This window comes from Solimonas sp. K1W22B-7 (assembly GCF_003428335.1).
Classification (GTDB): domain Bacteria; phylum Pseudomonadota; class Gammaproteobacteria; order Nevskiales; family Nevskiaceae; genus Solimonas_A.
Map to the genome: position 1 here is coordinate 5,156,685 of NZ_CP031704.1, position 20,102 is coordinate 5,176,786.

Below are 20,102 nucleotides of genomic sequence, written 5' to 3' on the forward strand. Positions count from 1 at the left end.
CGACGCTTCGCGGCGCTACTCGGTGTGAACGGTGAGTTGCATTGGATGCAAGTCAAAAAACGTCGCCGGGCGGCTCCGGGATGAAGGGCTATCGCCGCAGGATATGTCCGGTCGCCACGTCGCGGATGGTCGTGGGCCTGGCCAGGTGGCCCAGCGCGGCGGGCATCAGGAAGTCGATGTCGTCGCCGAAGTAGAGCCGCACCTGCGCCACGCTGGTCGCCGGCGCGCGGCCTGCGGGGTTGGCACTGGTGGACACCACCGGACCGCCGTAGGCCTCGCAGAGCTCGACCACCGCCGGGTGATTGCTGACGCGCACGGCGACACCGTCATGATCGCCGCTGATCCACATCGGCGTGTGGTCGGTGGCGGGAAACACCCAGGTCGCCGGGCCCGGCCAGGTCGCCGTGGCGCGCTTCAGGGCGTTGTTGGAGGGCACCTGCACGTAGGGGGCGAGCTGCTCGAAACGCGAGGCCACCAGGATCAGGCCCTTTTCCCAGGGGCGACCCTTGAGCTGCAGCAGGCGCATGCAGGCGCGCTCATCCTGCGGCTCGCAGCCCAGGCCCCAGACCGCCTCGGTCGGGTAGGCGATGACGCCGCCGCGCTGCAGCGCGCGTACGGCGGCCTTGAGGCGCAGCGGCGCGACGTCGGACATCAACTCTTCTTCTTGGCGGCGGCCTTTTTCGCCGGCGCCTTCTTGGCCGCGGCTTTCTTCACCGCGGTCTTCTTGACCGCAGCCTTCTTGGCGGCCGGCTTCTTTGCCGGTGCCTTCTCGGCCTTCTCAGGCTTGGCGGCAGCGGTCTTCTTGGCCGCCCCCTTGCCCTTCTTGCCACCCTTCTTCGGCGCGGCCGCGGCGGCTTCCGCCAGCCAGGCCTCGCACTCGAAGACGGTCACGTCATCGACTTCCTTGTTGCGCGGGACATTCGCGCGACGGGTGCCGTCGGTGATGTAGGCACCGAAGCGGCCCTTGATGATGCGGATGCCGGTGCCTTCGAACACGCGCAGCGTCGCCGCTTCCAGCGCCGCGGCCTTCTGCTCGATCAGCTCGATCGCGCGCGGCAGCTCGACGGTGTAGGGATCGTCGTCCTTCTTCAGCGACACGAAGCTCTTGCCGTGCTTCACGTAGGGACCGAAGCGGCCGATGTTGACCTCGACCTGGTCGCCGTTGGGCAGCACGCCGATCTTGCGCGGCAGCTGGAACAGCGCCATCGCCTGCTCCAGCGTGATGGTGTCGATGCGCTGGTTGGCGCGCAGGGAGGCGAAGCGCGGCTTGTCCTCGTCGTCCTTGGTGCCGACCTGCACGAAGGGCCCGAAGCGGCCCAGGCGCGCGCTGACCGGCTTGCCGGATTCGGGGTCTACGCCGATGACGCGGGCCTCGGACACCTCCTTGCGCGACAGCTCCATCTTTTCTTCGACGCGCGGCTTGAACGTGGCCCAGAACTCGGCCAGCAGCGGCGTCCACTGCTTTTCGCCGCGCGAGACGGAGTCGAGGTCGTCTTCGAGGCGGGCGGTGAACTCGTAGTCCACGTACTGCTCGAAATGGTCGGTGAGGAACTTGCAGACGATCATGCCGACGTCGGTCGGCACGAAGGCCTTGCCTTCCAGGCGCACGTAGTCGCGGCCCTGCAGGGTCGAGATGATCGTGGCGTAGGTGGACGGACGGCCGATATCGAATTCTTCCAGCGTCTTGACCAGGCTGGCTTCGGTGTAGCGCGGCGGCGGCTGGGTGAAGTGCTGTTCCGGCAGCAGTTCCAGCAGCTTGACGCGCTCGCCCTCGACCAGCACCGGCAGGCGCTTGTCGTCCTCGTCGCCTTCGTCGCGGTCTTCCGGATCCTGGGCGCGGATGTCGTAGGCGGCCAGGAAGCCGGGGTCCACCAGCACCGAGCCGTTGGCGCGGAAAGCATGCTTGTCGCTGGCGCGCAGCTCGGCGCTGACGGTGTCGAAGATCGCGGCCTCCATCTGCGAGGCGACGGTGCGCTTCCAGATCAGCTCGTAGAGCTTGGCCTGGTCGGGCTTGAGGAACTGCGCCACCTGCCTGGGCAGGCGCGCGGCCGAGGTCGGGCGCACGGCTTCATGCGCTTCCTGGGCGTTCTTGGACTTGGCCTTGTAGGTGCGCGGCTCCGCCGGCAGGGCGCCGGCGCCGTACTGCAGCTGGATGACGTTGCGGATGTCCTTGATCGCATCCTGCGCCAGGCTCACCGAGTCGGTACGCATGTAGGTGATCAGGCCGACGGTGTCGCCGCCGATGTCCACGCCTTCATACAGCTGCTGCGCCGTCTGCATCGTGCGCTTGGAAGTGAACCCGAGCTTGCGATTGGCTTCCTGCTGCAGCGTCGAGGTGGTGAAGGGCGCGCCCGGGTTGCGGCGGCGCTGCTTTTTCTCGATCGACTTGACCAGCAGCGTGCCGCCGGCCGCGGCCAGGATCTTTTCCTTCGCCGCCTCGGCACCGCCGGCGTCGCTCAGCGTGAACTGCTCGACCTTCTTGCCGTCGAGCTCGATCAGCTTGGCGCTGAAGGCCTGCGGTGCCTTTTCGGCACGCGCATCCAGCGACCAGTATTCCTGCGGCTTGAACGCGCGGATCTCGAGCTCGCGCTCGCAGATCAGCCGCAGCGCCGGCGACTGCACCCGGCCGGCGGACAGGCCCGGCTGCACCTTGCGCCACAGCAGCGGCGACAGGTTGAAGCCCACCAGGTAGTCCAGCGCGCGGCGCGCCTGCTGCGCGTTGACCAGGTCCTGCGAGATCTCGCGCGGATTGCGGATCGCCTCCTGCACCTCGCGCTGCGTGATTTCATAGAACACCACGCGCTTGACCGGCTTGCCCTTGAGCGCGTTCTTCTCGCGCAGCAGCTCGGCCAGGTGCCAGGAAATGGCCTCACCCTCGCGATCAGGGTCGGTCGCCAGCCAGAGCTCGTCGGCGTCCTTGAGCGCGGCGATGATCGCGCGGACGTGTTTCTCGTTGCGCTCGATGATCTGGTACTTCATGGCGAAGCCGTTCGCGGTATCGACGGCGCCATCCTTGGGCACGAGATCGCGCACGTGGCCATAGGAGGCCAGCACCTCGAAGTCCTTGCCCAGGTATTTCTTGATCGTCTTGGCCTTGGCAGGCGACTCGACGATGACCAGGTTCTTAGTCATTTAAATAATGCGCTCGGCGCGGCGGGCCATTGCCCGCAGGGGCCTGCTTATATGCGGAAGCCGCGCCCGATGTCCAGCGCCGGTTTTCGGCGCTGGACGGGCAAGTCACTGATTCAGTGCAGAAATTCGCCGCTGTAGTAGACCATCTCCTCGAGATGGGCAAAGGCGTCTTCCGCGTCGGGCTCGTTCATCAGCACCAGCAGGCAGACCCATTTGACCCTTTCGAGGTCGATTTCCTCGTTCAGCGCCATCAGTCGGTCGATCACCAGCTCGCGCGCCTGGGCGCCGAAAATCCCCAGCTGCTCCAGGTACATGATGAAGCCGCGCACCTCGGTGGAGAGCTTGGACAGCTCCTCACGGGCGTAGACGCGAATGGCACCGCCGGGGCTGAAGACGATCGGCAACTGCCGCTGCTGCGCCAGGCCATCGACCCAGTCGAAGGCATGGGCCACTTCCTGGTCGGGGAATCCGGCCGCGGTCAATTCGTCGCGCAGGTTGACCTGGTTGTCGGAGTCGGAGAACTCACCTTCCTGGTAGTTCTCGAATAGGTACATCAGCACATCCAGTACGGTCTCTTTCATGAAACGCTCCGGTTGCTGTGTGTGTTTTTAATGTATTTCAAAGCAAAATTGTTGAGAAAGAGTGAAATTCCTACGCGCCCCCTTCCGTTCTGTGATTTTTAATATAACCAACCATATTTATGTTGCAATTAATCACGGGTGCGTCCAAGACCCATTGTGCAGCATTCATGCCGGAACGCGCAGCCGCTGGTAGGCCCCGCCGGCTGCGGCGGCCACCTCGCCCGACAGCTCCAGCGCCAGCAGCGCCTCGCCGAAAGCCGCGGCATCCAGCCCGCAGGCCGCCTGCAATTGATCGAAGGATTGCGGTTCGGTTCCCAGGCATTCCAGCAGCCGCGCCTGTGCCGGGTCTTCGGGCGCGGCGCTCGCGGCCAGGGTCTCGCGGCGCTGGCGCAGCTGCGGCGCGATCTCCTCGAGGATGTCGTCGATCGACTCCACCAGCTTGGCACCCTGGCGGATCAGGCGGTGGCAGCCGCGCGCCTGCGGGTTGTGGATGGAGCCCGGAATGGCAAACACCTCGCGCCCCTGCTCGTTGGCATAGCGCGCCGTGATCAGCGAGCCCGACTCCGGCGCCGCCTCCACCACCAGCACGCCCAGCGCCAGGCCCGAGATGATGCGGTTGCGCCGCGGAAAATGCTCCGGCAGCGCCGGCACGCCGATCGGGAACTCCGAGATCATCAGCCCCTCGCGCACGATGTCGTGGGCCAGTTCGCGATGCCGGGCGGGGTAGACCCGGTCCAGGCCGGTGGCGCAGACCGCGATGGTCATGCCGCCAGCCTCCAGCGCGCCGCGATGCGCCGCGCCGTCGATGCCCAGCGCCAGGCCGCTGGTGATGCACAGCCCGCGCCGCGCCAGTTCGGCGGCGAAGGCACGGGCGTTCTCCAGGCCCTGCGGCGTGGCCGAGCGCGCGCCGACGATGGCGAGCTGGGGCAGCGCCAGCAGGTCCGGGTCCCCCTGGCAGAACAGCGCCGCCGGCGCCGAGGCGATCTCGCGCAGGCGCTGCGGGTAGCGCGGGTCCTCCAGCGTCAGCAGGCTGCGCCCGGGGCGCTCCAGCCAGGCCAGGTCCAGCGCCACGCCCTCGGGATCGCCGGTGGCGAAGAACTGCAGGGTCTCGTCGCCCAGGCCCAGGGGGCGCAGCGACATGGGCGAGGCCGCCAGCGCGGCCTCGGCGGAGCCGAAGGTGGCGACCAGGCGGGCGACGGCCACGCCGCCGATGCCGGGCGCCCGCAGCAGCGTCAGCCAGGATTGAAGGGGTGGGAGGTTCACGCGACAAGCCTGAAACAGAAAGCCCGCCGGCTGCAAGCTGTCTTTGAGACAGCTGCCGCGCGGCGGGCCTGGTTTTTTTGATACGGCCTTAGTCGAGGCGGACGTGGCTGCCCGGGTTCACCGTGCGGTCCTTGGCGTGGATCGGCCGGATCGCCGACATCACCAGGGCGTAGGAGACGCGATCCTCGGTCTTGAACACCATGATCTGGCCGGCGTAGGTCTCCGGCAGCGCATGCCAGGCGACGCCGTGCGGATCCTTCGCACTACGGCCGGCCTGCAGCACGTCCAGCACGTGGCCGGCCTCCAGCCCGTCGCGCGCGCCCTTGCTGAGGGTCACGACCTGGAACTGGCCGATCTGCGACACGCCGTCGAACACCGACAGGATGCGGCCACTGATCTTCTTCGGCGGCATGTGCGGATAGAAGTTGGACTCGAAGGTGTCGAGCAGCGGCTTGATCAGGTAATCGCCGGCGCGCGCCTCGCGGTAGCTCTTGGTCAGCACGATGGTGCCGGGCTCGGCGAACTCGCGCACCTCGGCCTGTGCCACCGGGATGGCCTCGTAGCCGAGAACCTCGTTGCTGTCCGGGTCGATGTAGCTCGGGCCCAGGCGCACCGCCTCCAGGGTCGTGCCATGGCTGCGCTTGAGCTTGCGCACATAGGCACCATTGCCGTCGGCACCGACGATATGCAGGTCGACGAAGTCCAGGATGTACGGCGCCTGCTTGATCTGGTCCATCGTGACCAGGCGCGGGCTGTGCAGGAAGTCGCGGATGGCGTCGAGCGGGATCGCCGGGATCGCCGAGGACAGGTCCGACTCGCGGATGCGCGGCGAAGCGCGGTCCGAAGGCAGTTCGCGCTCCACCTGCGGGCGGCCGTGGCGCCAGATCAGGGTCAGCACGTCGCCCGGGTAGATCAGGTGTGGATTCTTGACCTGGTCGTTGACGATCCAGACCTCGGGCCACTGCCAGGGCTCCACCAGGAATTTCTGCGAGATGCCCCACAGGGTGTCGCCCTTCTTGACGACGTAGCGCATCGGCGCGTCCTCGCGGACACCGACGTCGGAGGCGGTTGCGCCGCTTTCCGCTGCGCTCAGTCCTTCCACCTCGGCCTGCAAGGGCTGTGGCGAATACGAGGACGGCCGCGACGCGGCGGCGCTCCCGGTATTGGAGGAACTGCGCTCCCCTGGGGTCACCGCACAACCGGCCGCTAGCGCGGCCGTGGCGAGAGCCACAGCTTGAAGACTGGATAAAACGCTATACTTCCGCATGGCGACACCTTCCCCGCGGTTGCGCCGGATTTGCAGCAAACTCTAGATGAGTCAATCGCTTGCCGTCAAATCCAACAGTCGTTTCTAAGTTGTAGGCTGGTTCCTGACATGGCATTACTCGAAATCCTGCAGCATCCCGATCCGCGCCTGCGGCAAAAAGCCGCCCCGGTGACGCAGTTTGACGCCGAATTGCAGCGCCTGATCGACGACATGTTCGAAACCATGTACGCCGCCCCCGGCGTGGGTCTGGCGGCCACCCAGGTGGGCATCGCCAGGCGCCTCGCGGTGATGGATACCGCCGAGGACAAGGCCCAGCCCAAGCCCCTGGTGATCATCAACCCCGAAATCTTCGACGCCGGCGACCGTCAGACCATGGACGAAGGCTGTCTTTCGGTGGCCGGCTACAGCGACAAGGTCGAACGCTACAACAAGCTCAGGATGCGCGCACTGGACCGCAATGGCCAGCCCTTCGAGCTGGCGGCCGAGGGCCTCATGGCGCAGGCGATCCAGCACGAGATCGACCACCTCGACGGCAAGCTCTACATCGACTACCTCTCCAGCCTCAAGCGCGAGCGCCTGCGCAAGAAGCTGGAGAAGGAAGCGCGCCACAAGGCCGCATCCCGCTGATGCGCCTGGTCTTCGCCGGCACGCCGCCCTTCGCGGTCGCGGCGCTGGACGCCCTCCACGCAGCGGGTCACGAAATCGTCGGCGTCTACACCCAGCCCGACCGCCCCGCCGGGCGCGGCCAGAAGCTCCTGCCCTCGCCGGTGGCGCAGCGCGCCACGGAACGGGGCCTGCCGGTCTTCAAGCCCGAGAAGCTGCGCGGCGACGCGGTGGAAGAACTGCGCGCGCTGGCCCCCGAGCTGATGGTGGTGGTGGCCTATGGCCTGCTGCTGCCGCAGGCGGTGCTGGATATCCCCCGCCATGGCTGCTTCAACATCCACGCCTCGCTGCTGCCGCGCTGGCGCGGTGCCGCGCCGATCCAGCGCGCGATCGAGGCCGGCGACACCCAGACCGGCGTGACGATCATGCGCATGGATGCCGGCCTGGACACCGGCCCGATGCTGCTGGAAGAAAGCCTGCCGATCACCGCGGAGACCACCGGCGCATTGCTGCACGACCAGCTGCAGACCCTCGGCAGCCGGCTGATCGTGGAAGCCGTGGCGCTCCTGCAGCGCGGCGAGCTGCAGGAGCGCGCGCAGCCGGCCGAGGGCGCCACCTACGCCCGCAAGCTGAGCAAGGAAGAGGTCCGCGTGGACTGGACACGGCCGGCGCAGCAGATCGCGCGCAGCATCCGCGCCTTCAACCCGGTGCCGGTGGCCTGGAGCGAGCTGGGCGGCGAGCGCCTGCGCCTGTGGCTGGCGCAGGCCGAGCCGGGCGATGCCGGCGCGGCGCCGGGCACGATCGTCGCGGCGGATGCGCGCGGCATTGCGGTGGCGGCGGGTGAAGGCCTCGTGCGCCTGCAGCAGCTGCAGTGGCCGGGCGGCAAGCCGCAGGACGCGGCCCAGGCCGCACGCGGCCGCAAGCTCGAGGGAGAGCGCTTCGCATGAGCGGCCCAGCCCCCTTCCGCTATCCCACGCCGGAGGAAACCGACCTGCCGCCCTACCCGGACCAGCCGGACTGCTGCAACGGCGGCTGCGCCGTCTGCGTGCTGGAAGGCTGGCCCGAGGAAGTGCAGGCCTGGAAGGAGAAGGTGGAAGAGATCCGGGCGAAGCGCGCGATCAAAACAGACCCGTAGGATGCTGGTGAGCGCAGCGAACCGCATCAGACGAGAGGCGCGCGCCGCGATTGATGCTACGGGCTGTTGAAGAAGAAATGTACAGGTAAATGGGGAAGGCCCGTGATACAGGAATTTGACGCGTTCTGTCGTAAGCATGGGCTAGCATTGGATGAAATGTTGACTCTCCAAGGGGGAGGATTTGGTGACTTCCAGCGGGTTTACAGAGGCCCGGAAATATCCCTTCGGCTAACATCGGATCGGGGCCAATTTCATATCGAGGTGGCAGCTTCGAAGCCGAAAATCGATGGCTGGCGGGATATTTTGGCTGTGTCTGCCGACCTAGTCCCCGGCTTCAAGGTGGAAAGAACTACGTCGGCCTATTCCGGCCTGAGAGCTCTTGATGAAAGCTATCGTGCTTTCGTTGAACGGGTGCTGGCCTTGTCAAGGAAGTAAGACAAGTCCCCCTCAAGGGACTATCACAGATGGGGCACGGTATCGCAGCCCGCGCGATGACTCACCGTCCCCTGTTACGCACCCAACAACAGCTCCATGCTCTCCGGCGGCATCGCCGCCCCCAGCAGATTGCCCTGCACCACGTCGCAGCGGTGCTCGCGCAGGAAGCCCAGCTGCTGCTGCGTCTCCACCCCCTCGGCCACCACCTGCAGGCCCAGGGTGCGGGCCAGCGCGATGATGGCCTTGCAGATCGCCGCGTCGCTGTCGTCGACGCTGATGTCGCGCACGAAGGTCTGGTCCACCTTGAGCCGGCTCAGCGGGAAGCGCTGCAGGTAGGCCAGCGACGAATAGCCGGTGCCGAAGTCGTCCAGTGCCAGCTTCACGCCCATGCCGCGGATCTCGCGCAGGATGCGCACCACGCGCTCGACGTCCTGCATCAGTACCGACTCGGTGACCTCCAGTTCCAGCCATTCCGGATCCATGCCGCTGGCGCGCAGCGCACGCTCGACCTTGGCGACGATGTCGCGGCGGTAGAGCTGGAAACCCGACAGGTTCACCGACACCGGCAGCGGCTTGAGGCCGCGCAGCTGCCAGGCGCGGTTCTGGCGGCAGGCCTCGTTCAGCACCCAGTCGCCGATCTCCTCGATCAGGCCGCTCTCCTCGGCGACGCGGATGAACTGGCCCGCCAGCAGCAGGCCGCGCTGCGGATGCTGCCAGCGGATCAGCGCCTCCATCGCCAGCACCTCGCCGGTGGCGGTGTCGAACTGCGGCTGGTAGTGCAGGCGGAACTCGCCGTGCTTGAGCGCGCTGCGCAGGTCGTTCTCGATGCGCAGGAACTCGCGCACGCGCGCATTCATGTCGGCGGTGAAGAACTGCAGGCTGTTGCGGCCGGAATTCTTGGCCACGTACATCGCGGCGTCGGCGTTCTTCAGCAGGCTTTCGGCGTCTTCGCCGTCGCCCGGATACATGGCGATGCCGATGCTGCAGGTGACGCTGAGCAGGTGCTGGTCGATGGTCAGCGGCTGCTCCACGCTGGCCAGCATGCGGGTGGCGATCTGCGATACCTGCTCGGCATCGTGAACCTCCGGCAGCACCACCACGAACTCGTCGCCGCCGTGGCGCGCCAGCGTGTCCTTGGCGCGCACGCAGATGCCGAGGCGGCGCGCCATTTCCTGCAGCAGGGTGTCGCCGGTGCCGTGGCCCAGCGAGTCGTTGATGTTCTTGAAGCGGTCGATGTCGATGAACATCACCGCGAACGGCCGTTGCGCCGCCTGCGCCAGGCACAGCACTTCATCCAGCCGGCTGGCCAGCGTCGAGCGGTTGGGCAGGCCGGTGAGGGCGTCGCTCTGCGCCAGGTAGCGGATGCGGTCCTCGGCGGTCTTGCGCGCCTCGATGTCGGTGCTGACCACCACGTAGTACTGCGGCCGCGCGTCGGACGAGCGGATCGCCGAGACCGTGCAGTCGGCCCAGGCATGGCGGCCGCCGGCGGCGCGGAAGCGCTTCTCGATACGGTAGCTGTCTCGCCGGCCGGCCTCCACGTCGCGGAACAGCTCCAGCTCGCGTGGTACTTCCTCGGGATGGGTCAGGGACGGAAAGTCCATGCTGCGCAGCGCCTCGGCGGAGTAGCCGAGCTGGGCCTGGAAGGCGGCATTGCTCTGCAGGATGCGGCCGCGCGCATTGGCGAAGGCGATGCCGGTGCTGGCGCTCTCGAAGATGCCGCGGAAGCGCTCCTCGCTCTCGCGCAATGCCGTCTCGCCGCGCTGGCGCTGCTCCACCTCGCCGGACAGCGCGCGGTTCTTCTGCTCCAGCTCGTCGGTGCGTTCGCCGACCAGTTGCTCGACGCGCGCGGCACGGCCGGTGAGCACCAGCAGGAAGCCGCCGAGCAGGCCGGAGAACAGGAACACGCCGGCCTGGGTGATCCAGGCCTGCAGCGAGCGGTGCGATTGCAGGTATTCGTTGCCGGCGATCACCTGCAGGCTCCAGCGCGCCGGGCCGAAGACCAGCTCGCCCTCGTGCACCAGGCTGTTGGCGTCGCGCGGCGGCAGGCTGCCACGGCTGCTGTAGAGCAGCCGGCGTGCGGCGGGGCCCTGGCGGTCCAGCAGCACCACGTCGACGCCGCGGGGCAGGCCGGCGCCCAGCACCTGCGGCATCAGCGCTTCGAACTGCAGCACCGCGAACACGACGCCGTCGAGGCGATAGCCGGAATCCGGCAGCTCGCGCCCCAGGGGCGCCGCCACCAGCACGCCCGGCGCCCGCGTGGCGCCCGACTGCGGCAGCTCGCGCGACACCGCCAGCGAGCGCGACAGCGCCATGCCGCCCAGCAGGTCGCGTTGCGCGGCGTCGGCGGCCAGGTCGTAGCCGATCAGGCCCTGGTTGCCATCGCGCGGCATGATGTAGGTCACCGGGTAGTGCTCGCCCGGCAGGCGTGGCGCCCAGCCCAGCAAGCGGACACCCGGGGTATTCAGCAGCTGCCCGCCGGCGAAGGCGACGAAGTCGTCCGGCGTGACCTGGGAGGACGCGCGGTAGAAATCGCCCAGCGTGCGCACCGCCCGCTCCGCGCCGCCGAGCTGCTCCGCCAGGCGTCGCTGCACCGCTTCGGCCTGCTCGGAGAAGGCGTTGCGGATGCGTCCGCTTTCGACCAGGTTGGTCTGCTGCACCACCAGCGCGCCCAGCAGCACCGACACCGCGACCGAACCGACCACGGTCGGCAGGCGGCGCTGCCAGCTGCGGCGGCGCTCCAGCGCCCAGACCACCAGCAGCGGCGCGATCAGGAACACGCCCATGGTGTCGCCGACCCACCAGGTGAAGCCGTTGAACAGCAGGTCGCCGGCGACCACCTTGCCGCTGACATGGAGCGTCAGGGTACCGACGGTGGCGGCGATGACGCAGGACAGCGCGCCGCCCAGCAGCATGAAGCGCAGCACTGCCGGGCCCGAGTCCAGCATGCTCGGCCAGCCGACATGGCGGCGGATCAGCGTGGCGCCGCAGACCGCCTGCAGGCTGGAGCCGCTGGCGATGGCCGCGGCGATCATCATGCCGTCGGCCGACAGGCTGCCGCTGACCTTGTAGCCGACCGCGCAGTTGAGCAGCAGCGAGCCCAGCCAGACGCCGGGCCAGAGGCCGCGCCCCCACAGTAGCAACAGGGCCAGGGAAATGCCGGAAGGCGGCCAGATCGCGGTGGCGTAACCCGGCGGCTGCGCCAGCTTCAGGCCCAGCCAGCCGGTGATGAAGTACAGCAACACCAGCACCAGCAGCCGCCAGCCGGTCCCGGCCAGCGTCGCCGCCGGCCCGGCGACGTGCCGGCGCAGGTCGTCGGCAGCGGCTTCACCGCGGTCGGCGGGGCCGGTCCGCGGTTCGCTGAGGTCCAGGAATCTCATGGGGCCAAGCTACAGGCAAGGTCCCCGGGCGGGCAGTAGATACTATGTACCCGCGGCACCTTCTCCGGCCGCCATCGCCGCCGCTCGTCGCAAACCACCCGCAAACCGAAGCAACCCCACCGTGCAAGCCATCGTCATCGACCGTCCCGGCAGCTACCACCGCCTGCAGCTGCGCGAGCTGCCCGACCCGCAACCGCGCCCCGGCGAACTGCGCATCGCGGTGCAGCACAGCGGCGTCAACTACGCCGACTGCGTCATCCGCATGGGCCTCTACGAGTCCGCCAAGCGCCTGGTCGGCTGGCCCATCACCCCCGGCTTCGAGGTCGCGGGCTTGATCGACGCCGTGGGCGATGGCGTGGACGGCTGGCGCCCCGGCGACCGCGTGCTGGCCGTGACCCTGTTCGGCGGCTATGCCAGCCGCCTCTGCGTGCCGGCGGTGCAGGCCTTCCGCATCCCCGCCGCGCTGGACACCGCGCAGGCCGCCGCCCTGCCGACGATCTTCCTGACCGCCTGGTTCGCGCTGCACGAACTGGCCCACCTGCGCCGCGGCGAGCGCGTGCTGGTGCATTCCGCCGCCGGCGGCGTCGGCAGCGCCGCCGTGCAGCTGGCCGCCCAGGCCGGCACCGAGGTTACCGCCGTGGTCGGCGGCGCGCACAAGCGCGAGCTGCCGCAGCGCCTGGGCGCGCGCCACGTCATCGTGAAATCCGAGCAGGCGCTGTGGGCCGAGGCCGGGCGCATCGCTCCCGGCGGCTACGACGTGATCCTGGACCCCAACGGCGTCGAGACCCTGGGCCAGAGCTATGCCCACCTCGCGCCGCTGGGCCGCCTGGCGATCTACGGCTTCCACACCATGCTGCCGCGCCAGGGGGGCCGCCCCAACTGGCCCAAGCTGGCCTGGGACTGGCTGCGCACGCCGCGCTTCGACCCGCTCAAGCTCACCGTGGAGAACCGCAGCGTGCTGGGCTTCAACCTCAGCTTCCTCAGCGAGCGCGCCGACCTGCTGCTGCCGGCGATGACGCAGATCCTGGCCGGCATCGAGGCCGGCCGCCTGCAGCCGCCGCCGCTGGCGATCTACCCGCTGTCCGCCGTCGCCGAGGCGCACCACGCCCTGGAATCCGGCCAGACCCAGGGCAAGCTGATCCTGGCGCCCTGAAACCTGTTGAAAACCAGACCATGCCTGACACAAGCTGCGCGCCGGGGGAAAACACCATGAGCGAAATCTTGCCGGACACCGACACCTACTACATGGGCATTGCCTTCGCCGTGCGCGAAAAGGCCAACTGCACCGGCAACCGCGTAGGTGCCGTGATCGTCAAGGAAAACCGGGTGATCTCCACCGGCTACAACGGCGTGCCCGAAGGCATGACCAACTGCCTGGACGGCGGCTGCCTGCGCTGCCGCAACCCCAACGGCCAGTTCGCCTCCGGCGTCGGCTACGACCTCTGCATCTGCGTCCACGCCGAACAGAACGCCCTGCTGTCCGCCGCCCGCTTCGGCATCTCGGTACAGGACGCCACGCTCTACACCACCATGCAGCCCTGCTTCGGCTGCGCCAAGGAAATGCTGCAGGCCAAGATCAGGCAGGTGCTCTACGTACACCCCTGGACGCCGAGCGATCCCGATCCCGAGATGGACCGCATGAAGAAGTCGGAGTACGACCGAATCGTGACGCGCTTGGGGGCGAAGCAGTTGAAGGTGGAGGATGCAAGGGCGGTGTGGGCGGTGACGAGCCTCAGGAAGGCGCCGCTGGTGTGATGCGTGATGGATACCAAGGATAGAGATGGCAACTCGATCGTCGTAGGCTCACATGTTCAGGTGCTCTCTGTTCCGGCTCTGGATTTCGAGCCAGACGAAGCGGAAAGGGTGCAGTCCATGCTCGGCGATGTGCTTGAGGTCTATGAAATAGATCTTTATGGCCAAGCCTGGGTGGAGAAGTGGTGGCATCTCGACTCTGGCGAGAGCACTTCTCATAGCCTCGCACTTCGCAGCGATGAAATGGTGCTATCCAAACCAAAGGCAGGTAGCTAGCAGCGTAGGTGCGCACCGCGCACGCGGGGCAGCCCTTGCTGGGTTCAACGGTGCGCGATGCGCACCCTACAGACGGCGCTGCTTGTGTCTTCCAATGGCTTGGTGAGCGTAAGCGAATGCTTTTGATGGTCCGGGTTCCCTCGTAGCGGCGCCCGCACAGGGGTCGGGCGCAGGGGTCGAGCCGGACAGGATGTCCGGCCGAGGACACGCAGGCCATGGATGGCCTGTGTGTCCGACCCCTCAGCGACCGACCACTGGGCGGGGCACCCCGCGTAAGCGGGGCGCCGATACAAGGGTACGTTTTCTTTTGGTTACTTTTCTTTGTCGTATAACAAAGATAAAGTAACTCGCCCTTAGGCGAAATACACCTCCAGAGAAACGCGGCTCCTGACCGGCGTAGTCGCCGGCACCACCGCTGTGCGCGTGCCTCGATACACCGCTGCGCGGCACTCGGCATGATCGGTTCGGCTTTGGACGTCCAAAATGAAAAGGCCGCGATCTCTCGCGGCCTTTTGCACATCAACGAATCAGAAAGCTCAACGCGGCGCCTCGATCGCCGACACCGGCACCACCGGCACCACCACGCTCGACGGATGCTCGCGATCGCTGCGCACCGTCAGCACGCCCAGCAGCTGATCGAGCAGGTCCGTCACCGGCGGCAGGCCATGCGGGAAGTCCGAGGTGCTGATCGCGATGCGCAGGCTGTGGCCCTGCTTGATCACCGTGCTGGTCGGGAAGATCTCCACGCTGGCCAGCACCGGCTCGCCGGCGGTCAGCGGCTGGCGCGAAGCCTCGGTGTAGGGGTGCCAGGGCTGGATCATCACGCCGCGCAGCAGGCGCGAGCGCGACACGTCCACCTCGCGCATCGAAGCGGTGAGGATGCCGTTGGTCAGCTCCTGCGACGTGCCCTCGGGGCTCACGTCGGTGATGCGCGCGGCGATGCCGGCGTCGGCCATCGCGGAGGAAATCCACAGGTCGGCCTGGATCGGACCGTTGATGTAGTAGTCCTTGTCCATCGGCGCGGTGGTATAGGTCACGGCGCCCAGCAGTGGCAGCTCGTTGATCCCGTTGTCGCCCTGGAGGCAGCCCACCGGCAGCGGGATCAGGCCCAGGATACCGGCGGTCCACTGGCTGGTGCTGAGCGAGCAGAGCCCGGCGACCGGAATCGGCAGCGTGATGTGGCTGGCCTCGTCGGCGGCCGGCAGCTCGCGCGTCAGGCTGTTGTCGCCGCGCAAGTACCAGCGCTCGGCGCGGGCCTGCGGGTGCGGCCAGTCATTGGCGATCGAGTAATGGCCTTCGCCCGTGAGGAACTGCGTGACGTTGGGCACGCGCTCGGCACCGGTCGGCAGGCCCTTGAGATACTTGTCGAACCACATCAGCGCGATGTGATCCAGGTTCGGCACGCCGTCCAGCGGCAGGCCGGCGCCGGTGGAGGCGGTCAGGTGCTGCCAGGGGCCGATCAGCAGCTTGGTGGTGGTGTTGCGCTTGATCACCTCGTACAGCATCGGCTCGCCGCGCTGGAAGATGTCGTTGAGACCACCGACGATGAAGGTCGGCACCTTGACGCGATCCGCCACCTCGATCGGCGAGCGCGTGCGCCAGAAGTCGCTGTCGTAGTTGCGGTCGTTGGTCCCGAGCGCGGCGCTCAGGATCGTCGGCACCTGGAAACGCAGCACCGCGTCCACGGCATGGTCGATCGAGGTGAACGGCGTACTCAGCTGCGCCTCGGCGGGCAGCACGCCCAGGCCGGTGACCAGCGCCATCCACAACGGGATGAAGCCGACGTTGACCTGGCCGCCGGAGAACACGATATCGCGGTAGGCGTCGCCCATCGGCACGATCGCGAACACGGTCTTGTGCGCGGGGTGCTGGTGCGCGGCGGTGAAGATCTGGGTGATGCCCATGAACGAGGGGCCCCAGGTGCCGACCTTGCCGTTGCTCCAGGGCTGTACGGCGACCCAGTCCATCACTTCCTTGTAGTCCAGCTGCTCGCGCTCGCTGAACGCCTCCCAGTCGCCCTCGGAGACACCGGTGCCGCGCACGTCGACCGCGACGTGGGCGTAGCCGCGCTGCACGAAGTAGCTGTTGAAGGTGGGGAAGGCGGGGATGACCGTGGCCAGGCTCTTGTTGTAGCCGGTCTGGGTCAGGATCACCGGCATCCGCACGTTGATCACATTGCCTTCGGCGTCCTCCGGCAGCGCGACCTTGACCGACAGCTTCACGCCGTCGCTCATCTCGATCTTCTGCTCCGGCAGCTGCTGCATGCCGGCAAATTCCTCGCTGCGGTCGTAGTCGAACCACTTGGCGCTGGCGGAGCCGCCGCCGGGCGTGCCGCTGTCACCCTCCACGCTCTCGGAAGAACTGCAGGCAGCGAGAAACAGCGACAGGACGACCGCGAGCGCGGACGCCCGCAAGGATGACTTCGACATAAGGGGAACTCCTCCGGACAACATATGAATCTAGTAATGACCCATTATGAAGCGCCGCTCGGAATCGTTCCATCGTTTGCAGCCGCTCCGGGTGTCCGCCGCCCCCGCTTGCTGCCCCCGGGTTTCCCTGACGAGCCCTACAGGGCCAGCTCCTCCGGGTCCGCCGCCTCGGCCAGTTCGTAGCGCAGCACGAAATCGCGAGACGCGATGCGCTGGCCCGGCGCCAGCGCGATGTCCCAGGCCCAGGGCGAGCGCGGCTGTGCCTTCAGCTTGTGGCTGCGGCTGCTGACGCTGCGCACCGGCAGGCTGCCGTGCAGGGCCACCTTCAGCGACAGGCGCTCCGGCGTGATGGCCGCGCCGCTGCCCTGCGCCAGCGGCAGCACCAGCTCATGCACGCCGCGGAAGGTGGGCACGGTCTGGCGATAGCGCAGGGTGATGCGGATCGGCTGGCCGGGCGGCAGCTCGGCCAGGCGCTGCACGAACTCCTGAGCGCGGTCGCCGGCGGCGGTCTTGTGCATGCGCAGCGCCGCGTCGGGCAGCGCCGTCTCGGCGCCGTCGCCGATCGCCAGGCGCATTTCCTGTACCGCAGCATCGCGGAACAGCGGAAACCGGTAGCAGGCCTCCAGCGCCTGCCGGTGGGGGTTGAAGAAGACCTGCACCACCGTGATCTCGGCACGGTCGCCACGGATATCGGCGCGGATTTCAGTGCGGGTGCCGGGAAGCTCGCGGGCATCGACCGCCACCAGCGTGCCGGCGATGGGCTGCGCGGCCTGGGCCATGGCGGCCAGCACCGGCAGCAGGAACAGCGCCAGGACGAAGACCAGGAACAGCAGGCCGCGACGGCGCAGGCCGGGGCTGCTGTGATCGGTGGTGACGGTGTGCATCGCGGGAACTCCCTGTGGTACGGGGAGCAGTTTCCGGGGTGCCGGTGCAAGCTTTCGCCGCCTCCGGTGCAAAGCCCGAGGAAGATTGTGCAATTGCAGTGCAGGCGGCGTTTTGCGCCCGGAATGGCGGCTAGGCTGCATCGCCCTCAACCCCCGGAAGCCGCAGATGCCCCCACCCAGACCTCATCCCGCCACCCGGCACGGCCTCGGCCTGGGCCGGGCCTTCTGGCGGGTCTTCGTGCTCTGCGGCCACGGCTTCCTGCTGTTGATGCTGGCCCTGCTCTGCGCGGCGCAGGACCTGGGATGGGAGGCGAACCAGCGCGCCATGTTCCTGCTCCTGCTGCTGGCACCGCTGCTGATGATGCTGACGGCGATCCCGGTCCTGCGCGCACCGGATCGCGGCGAGGGCCCGCTGTGGCATGTCCTCGCCAAGGGCTGGGCGGTACTGGTCACCGCCGCGTGGCTGCCCCTGATGCCCCTGGCCCTGCTGCTCCTCGCCTCCGCCCTGGCCCGGGAGGGCCTGCCGTTTTGAACCCGAACCTCCGCAGCCCGCTTGCCCCGCCCCCCGCGCTTATCGGTAGGATGCCGCCACTCCCATCGCCGCAATGCCCGAGCATGCAAACGATCCTGGTCGTAGACGACGATCCCAATATCCGCGAGGTGGTCTGCTTCGCGCTGCAGAAAGCCGGCTTCCGCACGGTCACGGCCGACAACGGCGCGCAGGCGCTGCAGCGCCATGCCAGCGAGCGGCCCGACCTGGTGGTGCTGGACATCACCATGCCGGAGCTGGACGGCACCGAGGTCTGCCGCCGCCTGCGCGCCGATGCCACGCAGAAGCAGGCGCCGATCATCTTCCTCAGCGCGCGCGACGACGAGGTCGACCGCATCATCGGCCTGGAGCTGGGCGGCGACGACTACATGGCCAAGCCCTTCTCGCCACGCGAGCTGGTGGCGCGCGTCCGCGCCTGCCTGCGCCGCTACAGCGCCCCGCCCACGCCGGCCCCGCAGCGCCTGCAGCACGGCCGCCTGAGCCTGGACCCGGAGCAGTACAAGGCCTGGTGGGACGACCGGGAGATCGTGCTGACGCTGACCGAGTTCGGCATCCTGCGCACACTGATGGCCCGGCCCGGCCGCGTCTGCACCCGCGACCTGCTGATGGGCGAAGCCTACGAGCTGCACAAGATCGTCAGCGACCGCACCATCGACAGCCACGTGCGGCGCGTGCGGGCCAAGCTGGAGGCGGTGGGGATCGATCCGATAGAAACGGTCCACGGCATCGGCTACAAGCTCGGGCCTTGCACTTGAGGAATCTGTTGCGCTTCCGGCTGCGCAGCATCCTGCTGCTCACCAACCTGGTGATCCTGGCGCTGCCGCTGGGCGGCATCACCTGGCTGCGGCTGTACGAGAGCGCGCTGATCCGCCAGACCGAGTCGGAACTGATCGCGCAGGGCGCCTTCGTCGCCGCCACCTACCGCGCCATCGCCGAGCGCCTGACCGCGCCGGACAGCGGCGACCCCATCGCCGCCAACCGCATGCTGGAGGACTACGGCTACGTGCTGGTGACGCCGCCGCTGGAGCGCGACCCCGGCGACCGCTGGCGGCCGCGCGCACCGGTGCTGGACCTGGCCGACGACCGCATCCTGCCGACCGCACCGCCGCCGGCGGAAGGCGTCGACACCGCCGACCCGCTGGCCTGGCGCATCGGCCAGGAGCTCAACCCGATCCTGCGGCAGGCCCAGCGCACCACCCTGGCCGGCATCACCGTGGTGGACTATCGCGGCGTGATCGTCGCCTCCACCCAGGATGGCGGCGGCGACGAACTGGGCCTGTCCCTGCTCAACCACGAGGAAGTGCAGCAGGCCCTGGGCGGCAAGGCCGCCAGCACCCTGCGCGCGCGCCGCAGCGGCCAGCCGGCGCCGCCCCTGGATTCGATCAGCCGCAGCGCCCGCCTGCGGGTCTACGTCACCGAGCCAATCGTGCGCGAGGGCCGCGTGCTGGGCGCCGTCATGCTGGTGCGCACGCCCGCCAACCTGCGTCATGCCATCGAGGGCAAGCGCCAGCCGCTGATCGCCGCGGGCCTGGCGCTGCTCGGCCTGGTGCTGGCGCTGACCCTGTTCAGCGCCCTGACCATCAGCCGCCCGGTGCGCCAGTTGGTGCAGCAGGCGCATCGCGCCGCGCGCGGCGAGACCGGCGCGGTGACGCCGCTGCGCCATCCCGGCACGCAGGAGATCGCCGAGCTGTCGGAGACCGTGGCGACGATGGCCCGGACGCTGGAGCAGCGCGCGCAGTACATCCGCGACTTCGCCGCGCACGTCTCGCACGAGTTCAAGACGCCGCTGACCGCGATCCAGGGCTCGGTGGAGCTGCTGCGCGAGCACGACGCCGAGATGTCGCCCGAGGAGCGCACGCGCTTCCTCGACATCCTCACCCAGGACGCGCGGCGCCTGGAGAACCTGGTGCGCAAGCTGCTGGAGCTGGCGCGCGCCGACGTGATGCGCGTGGGCGACGAGTCCTGCGACCTGGCCCTGGTGCTGTCCGGTGTCGCCGAGCGCCAGCGCGGCCTGGGCCTCAAGGTGGAGCTGCAGGGGCGCGGCGACAGCGCCACGGCGGCGATGGCACCGGAGACGCTGGACTCGATCCTCGGCAACCTGCTGGACAACGCCCGTCACCACGGCGGTGCCGACGTCACGGTGAGCCTGTCCTGGGCCCTGGACGCCGGCAGCCAGCCGCCCTGCGCGGTGGTCACGGTGGCCGACGACGGCCAGGGCATCTCCGCCGCCAATGCCGAGCGCATCTTCGAGCCCTTCTTCACCACCCGCCGCAGCAGCGGCAACACCGGCCTGGGCCTGGCGATCATCCGCTCGCTGCTGACGGCGCATGGCGGCGGGATCGAGCGGGTGCCGGCGGCGCGCGGAGCATGCTTCAGGGTCAAGGTGCCGCTCAAGACATAGAAGCAGGCGATAATGGC

At 68.3% G+C, this 20,102-nt stretch carries 17 protein-coding genes; 9 read left to right on the top strand and 8 right to left on the bottom strand.

Features of this window, described 5'->3' with window-relative positions:
- Positions 1 to 88 precede the first annotated feature (88 nt).
- The 5 genes from D0B54_RS23090 to D0B54_RS23110 form a co-directional block, all read right to left on the bottom strand.
- Complete coding sequence (locus D0B54_RS23090; RefSeq protein WP_117294599.1) at positions 89 to 652, bottom strand: L-threonylcarbamoyladenylate synthase; 564 nt, start codon at positions 650 to 652, stop codon at positions 89 to 91.
- Positions 652 to 3,132: a DNA topoisomerase I gene (locus D0B54_RS23095; RefSeq protein ID WP_117294601.1), complete on the bottom strand. Its 2,481-nt coding sequence runs from the start codon at positions 3,130 to 3,132 to the stop codon at positions 652 to 654. The genes D0B54_RS23090 and D0B54_RS23095 overlap by 1 nt, the downstream gene beginning before the upstream one ends.
- 113 nt (positions 3,133 to 3,245) lie before the next feature.
- On the bottom strand, positions 3,246 to 3,713 hold the full coding sequence (locus D0B54_RS23100; protein WP_117294603.1) for a DUF494 family protein: 468 nt from the start codon (positions 3,711 to 3,713) through the stop codon (positions 3,246 to 3,248).
- 165 nt (positions 3,714 to 3,878) lie between these two features.
- The gene (dprA, locus tag D0B54_RS23105) at positions 3,879 to 4,976 is read right to left on the bottom strand and encodes a DNA-processing protein DprA (protein WP_117294605.1); all 1,098 of its coding nucleotides are present in this window, start codon (positions 4,974 to 4,976) and stop codon (positions 3,879 to 3,881) included.
- A gap of 88 nt (positions 4,977 to 5,064) precedes the next feature.
- Positions 5,065 to 6,078, bottom strand: a complete 1,014-nt coding sequence (locus tag D0B54_RS23110) for a LysM peptidoglycan-binding domain-containing protein (protein WP_162932651.1) — start codon at positions 6,076 to 6,078, stop codon at positions 5,065 to 5,067.
- 273 nt (positions 6,079 to 6,351) lie between these two features.
- Between D0B54_RS23110 and def the strand changes: the two genes are divergently transcribed.
- From def to D0B54_RS23125, 3 genes are read left to right on the top strand one after another with little or no spacing between them, the layout of a single operon-like run.
- Complete coding sequence (def, locus tag D0B54_RS23115; protein WP_117294609.1) at positions 6,352 to 6,870, top strand: peptide deformylase; 519 nt, start codon at positions 6,352 to 6,354, stop codon at positions 6,868 to 6,870.
- A complete protein-coding gene (fmt, locus tag D0B54_RS23120; protein WP_117294611.1) occupies positions 6,870 to 7,793 on the top strand; it encodes a methionyl-tRNA formyltransferase in 924 nt (307 codons plus the stop codon). The genes def and fmt overlap by 1 nt, the downstream gene beginning before the upstream one ends.
- Complete coding sequence (locus D0B54_RS23125; protein ID WP_117294613.1) at positions 7,790 to 7,981, top strand: oxidoreductase-like domain-containing protein; 192 nt, start codon at positions 7,790 to 7,792, stop codon at positions 7,979 to 7,981. The genes fmt and D0B54_RS23125 overlap by 4 nt, the downstream gene beginning before the upstream one ends.
- Positions 7,982 to 8,490: 509 nt before the next feature.
- On the opposite strand, the gene D0B54_RS23130 is transcribed toward D0B54_RS23125, so the two are convergent.
- On the bottom strand, positions 8,491 to 11,793 hold the full coding sequence (locus D0B54_RS23130; protein ID WP_117294615.1) for an EAL domain-containing protein: 3,303 nt from the start codon (positions 11,791 to 11,793) through the stop codon (positions 8,491 to 8,493).
- 121 nt (positions 11,794 to 11,914) lie between these two features.
- Between D0B54_RS23130 and D0B54_RS23135 the strand changes: the two genes are divergently transcribed.
- Genes D0B54_RS23135 through D0B54_RS24545 form a run of 3 tightly spaced genes read left to right on the top strand, consistent with a single transcriptional unit; the run spans position 11,915 to position 13,821 of the window.
- Positions 11,915 to 12,946, top strand: coding sequence for a synaptic vesicle VAT-1 family membrane protein (locus D0B54_RS23135; RefSeq protein WP_205527218.1), 1,032 nt, complete (start codon positions 11,915 to 11,917; stop codon positions 12,944 to 12,946).
- Between the two features lie 56 nt (positions 12,947 to 13,002).
- On the top strand, positions 13,003 to 13,548 hold the full coding sequence (locus D0B54_RS23140; RefSeq protein WP_205527219.1) for a deoxycytidylate deaminase: 546 nt from the start codon (positions 13,003 to 13,005) through the stop codon (positions 13,546 to 13,548).
- A 3-nt stretch (positions 13,549 to 13,551) separates the two neighbouring features.
- Positions 13,552 to 13,821, top strand: coding sequence for a hypothetical protein (locus D0B54_RS24545; protein ID WP_162932652.1), 270 nt, complete (start codon positions 13,552 to 13,554; stop codon positions 13,819 to 13,821).
- Between the two features lie 536 nt (positions 13,822 to 14,357).
- Here the strand turns inward: D0B54_RS24545 and D0B54_RS23145 are convergent.
- Together D0B54_RS23145 and D0B54_RS23150 are read right to left on the bottom strand one after the other, a co-directional pair.
- Entirely contained in the window at positions 14,358 to 16,250 is a 1,893-nt protein-coding gene (locus D0B54_RS23145) for a CocE/NonD family hydrolase (protein ID WP_117294619.1), read from the bottom strand.
- A 137-nt stretch (positions 16,251 to 16,387) separates the two neighbouring features.
- Positions 16,388 to 17,134: a VIT domain-containing protein gene (locus D0B54_RS23150; RefSeq protein WP_162932653.1), complete on the bottom strand. Its 747-nt coding sequence runs from the start codon at positions 17,132 to 17,134 to the stop codon at positions 16,388 to 16,390.
- 166 nt (positions 17,135 to 17,300) lie between these two features.
- Here D0B54_RS23150 and D0B54_RS23155 point away from each other — a divergent pair, with 166 nt between their 5' ends.
- The 3 genes from D0B54_RS23155 to D0B54_RS23165 all read left to right on the top strand — a co-directional run bounded on the left by D0B54_RS23155 (position 17,301) and on the right by D0B54_RS23165 (position 20,085).
- Positions 17,301 to 17,666: a hypothetical protein gene (locus D0B54_RS23155; protein WP_117294623.1), complete on the top strand. Its 366-nt coding sequence runs from the start codon at positions 17,301 to 17,303 to the stop codon at positions 17,664 to 17,666.
- A gap of 83 nt (positions 17,667 to 17,749) precedes the next feature.
- On the top strand, positions 17,750 to 18,439 hold the full coding sequence (locus D0B54_RS23160; RefSeq protein ID WP_117294625.1) for a response regulator transcription factor: 690 nt from the start codon (positions 17,750 to 17,752) through the stop codon (positions 18,437 to 18,439).
- The gene (locus tag D0B54_RS23165; RefSeq protein WP_205527220.1) at positions 18,436 to 20,085 is read left to right on the top strand and encodes a sensor histidine kinase; all 1,650 of its coding nucleotides are present in this window, start codon (positions 18,436 to 18,438) and stop codon (positions 20,083 to 20,085) included. Before D0B54_RS23160 ends, D0B54_RS23165 begins: the two co-directional genes overlap by 4 nt.
- Positions 20,086 to 20,102 lie beyond the last annotated feature (17 nt).

Bases quoted from the DNA above. Each gene is read 5' to 3' on its own strand.
- D0B54_RS23090 (WP_117294599.1), bottom strand. From the start codon at position 652: ATGTCCGACGTCGCGCCGCTGCGCCTCAAGGCCGCCGTACGCGCGCTG.
- D0B54_RS23095 (WP_117294601.1), bottom strand. From the start codon at position 3,132: ATGACTAAGAACCTGGTCATCGTCGAGTCGCCTGCCAAGGCCAAGACG.
- D0B54_RS23100 (WP_117294603.1), bottom strand. From the start codon at position 3,713: ATGAAAGAGACCGTACTGGATGTGCTGATGTACCTATTCGAGAACTAC.
- def (WP_117294609.1), top strand. From the start codon at position 6,352: ATGGCATTACTCGAAATCCTGCAGCATCCCGATCCGCGCCTGCGGCAA.
- fmt (WP_117294611.1), top strand. From the start codon at position 6,870: ATGCGCCTGGTCTTCGCCGGCACGCCGCCCTTCGCGGTCGCGGCGCTG.
- D0B54_RS23125 (WP_117294613.1), top strand. From the start codon at position 7,790: ATGAGCGGCCCAGCCCCCTTCCGCTATCCCACGCCGGAGGAAACCGAC.
- D0B54_RS23130 (WP_117294615.1), bottom strand. From the start codon at position 11,793: ATGAGATTCCTGGACCTCAGCGAACCGCGGACCGGCCCCGCCGACCGC.
- D0B54_RS23140 (WP_205527219.1), top strand. From the start codon at position 13,003: ATGAGCGAAATCTTGCCGGACACCGACACCTACTACATGGGCATTGCC.
- D0B54_RS23145 (WP_117294619.1), bottom strand. From the start codon at position 16,250: ATGTCGAAGTCATCCTTGCGGGCGTCCGCGCTCGCGGTCGTCCTGTCG.
- D0B54_RS23150 (WP_162932653.1), bottom strand. From the start codon at position 17,134: ATGCACACCGTCACCACCGATCACAGCAGCCCCGGCCTGCGCCGTCGC.
- D0B54_RS23155 (WP_117294623.1), top strand. From the start codon at position 17,301: ATGCCCCCACCCAGACCTCATCCCGCCACCCGGCACGGCCTCGGCCTG.
- D0B54_RS23160 (WP_117294625.1), top strand. From the start codon at position 17,750: ATGCAAACGATCCTGGTCGTAGACGACGATCCCAATATCCGCGAGGTG.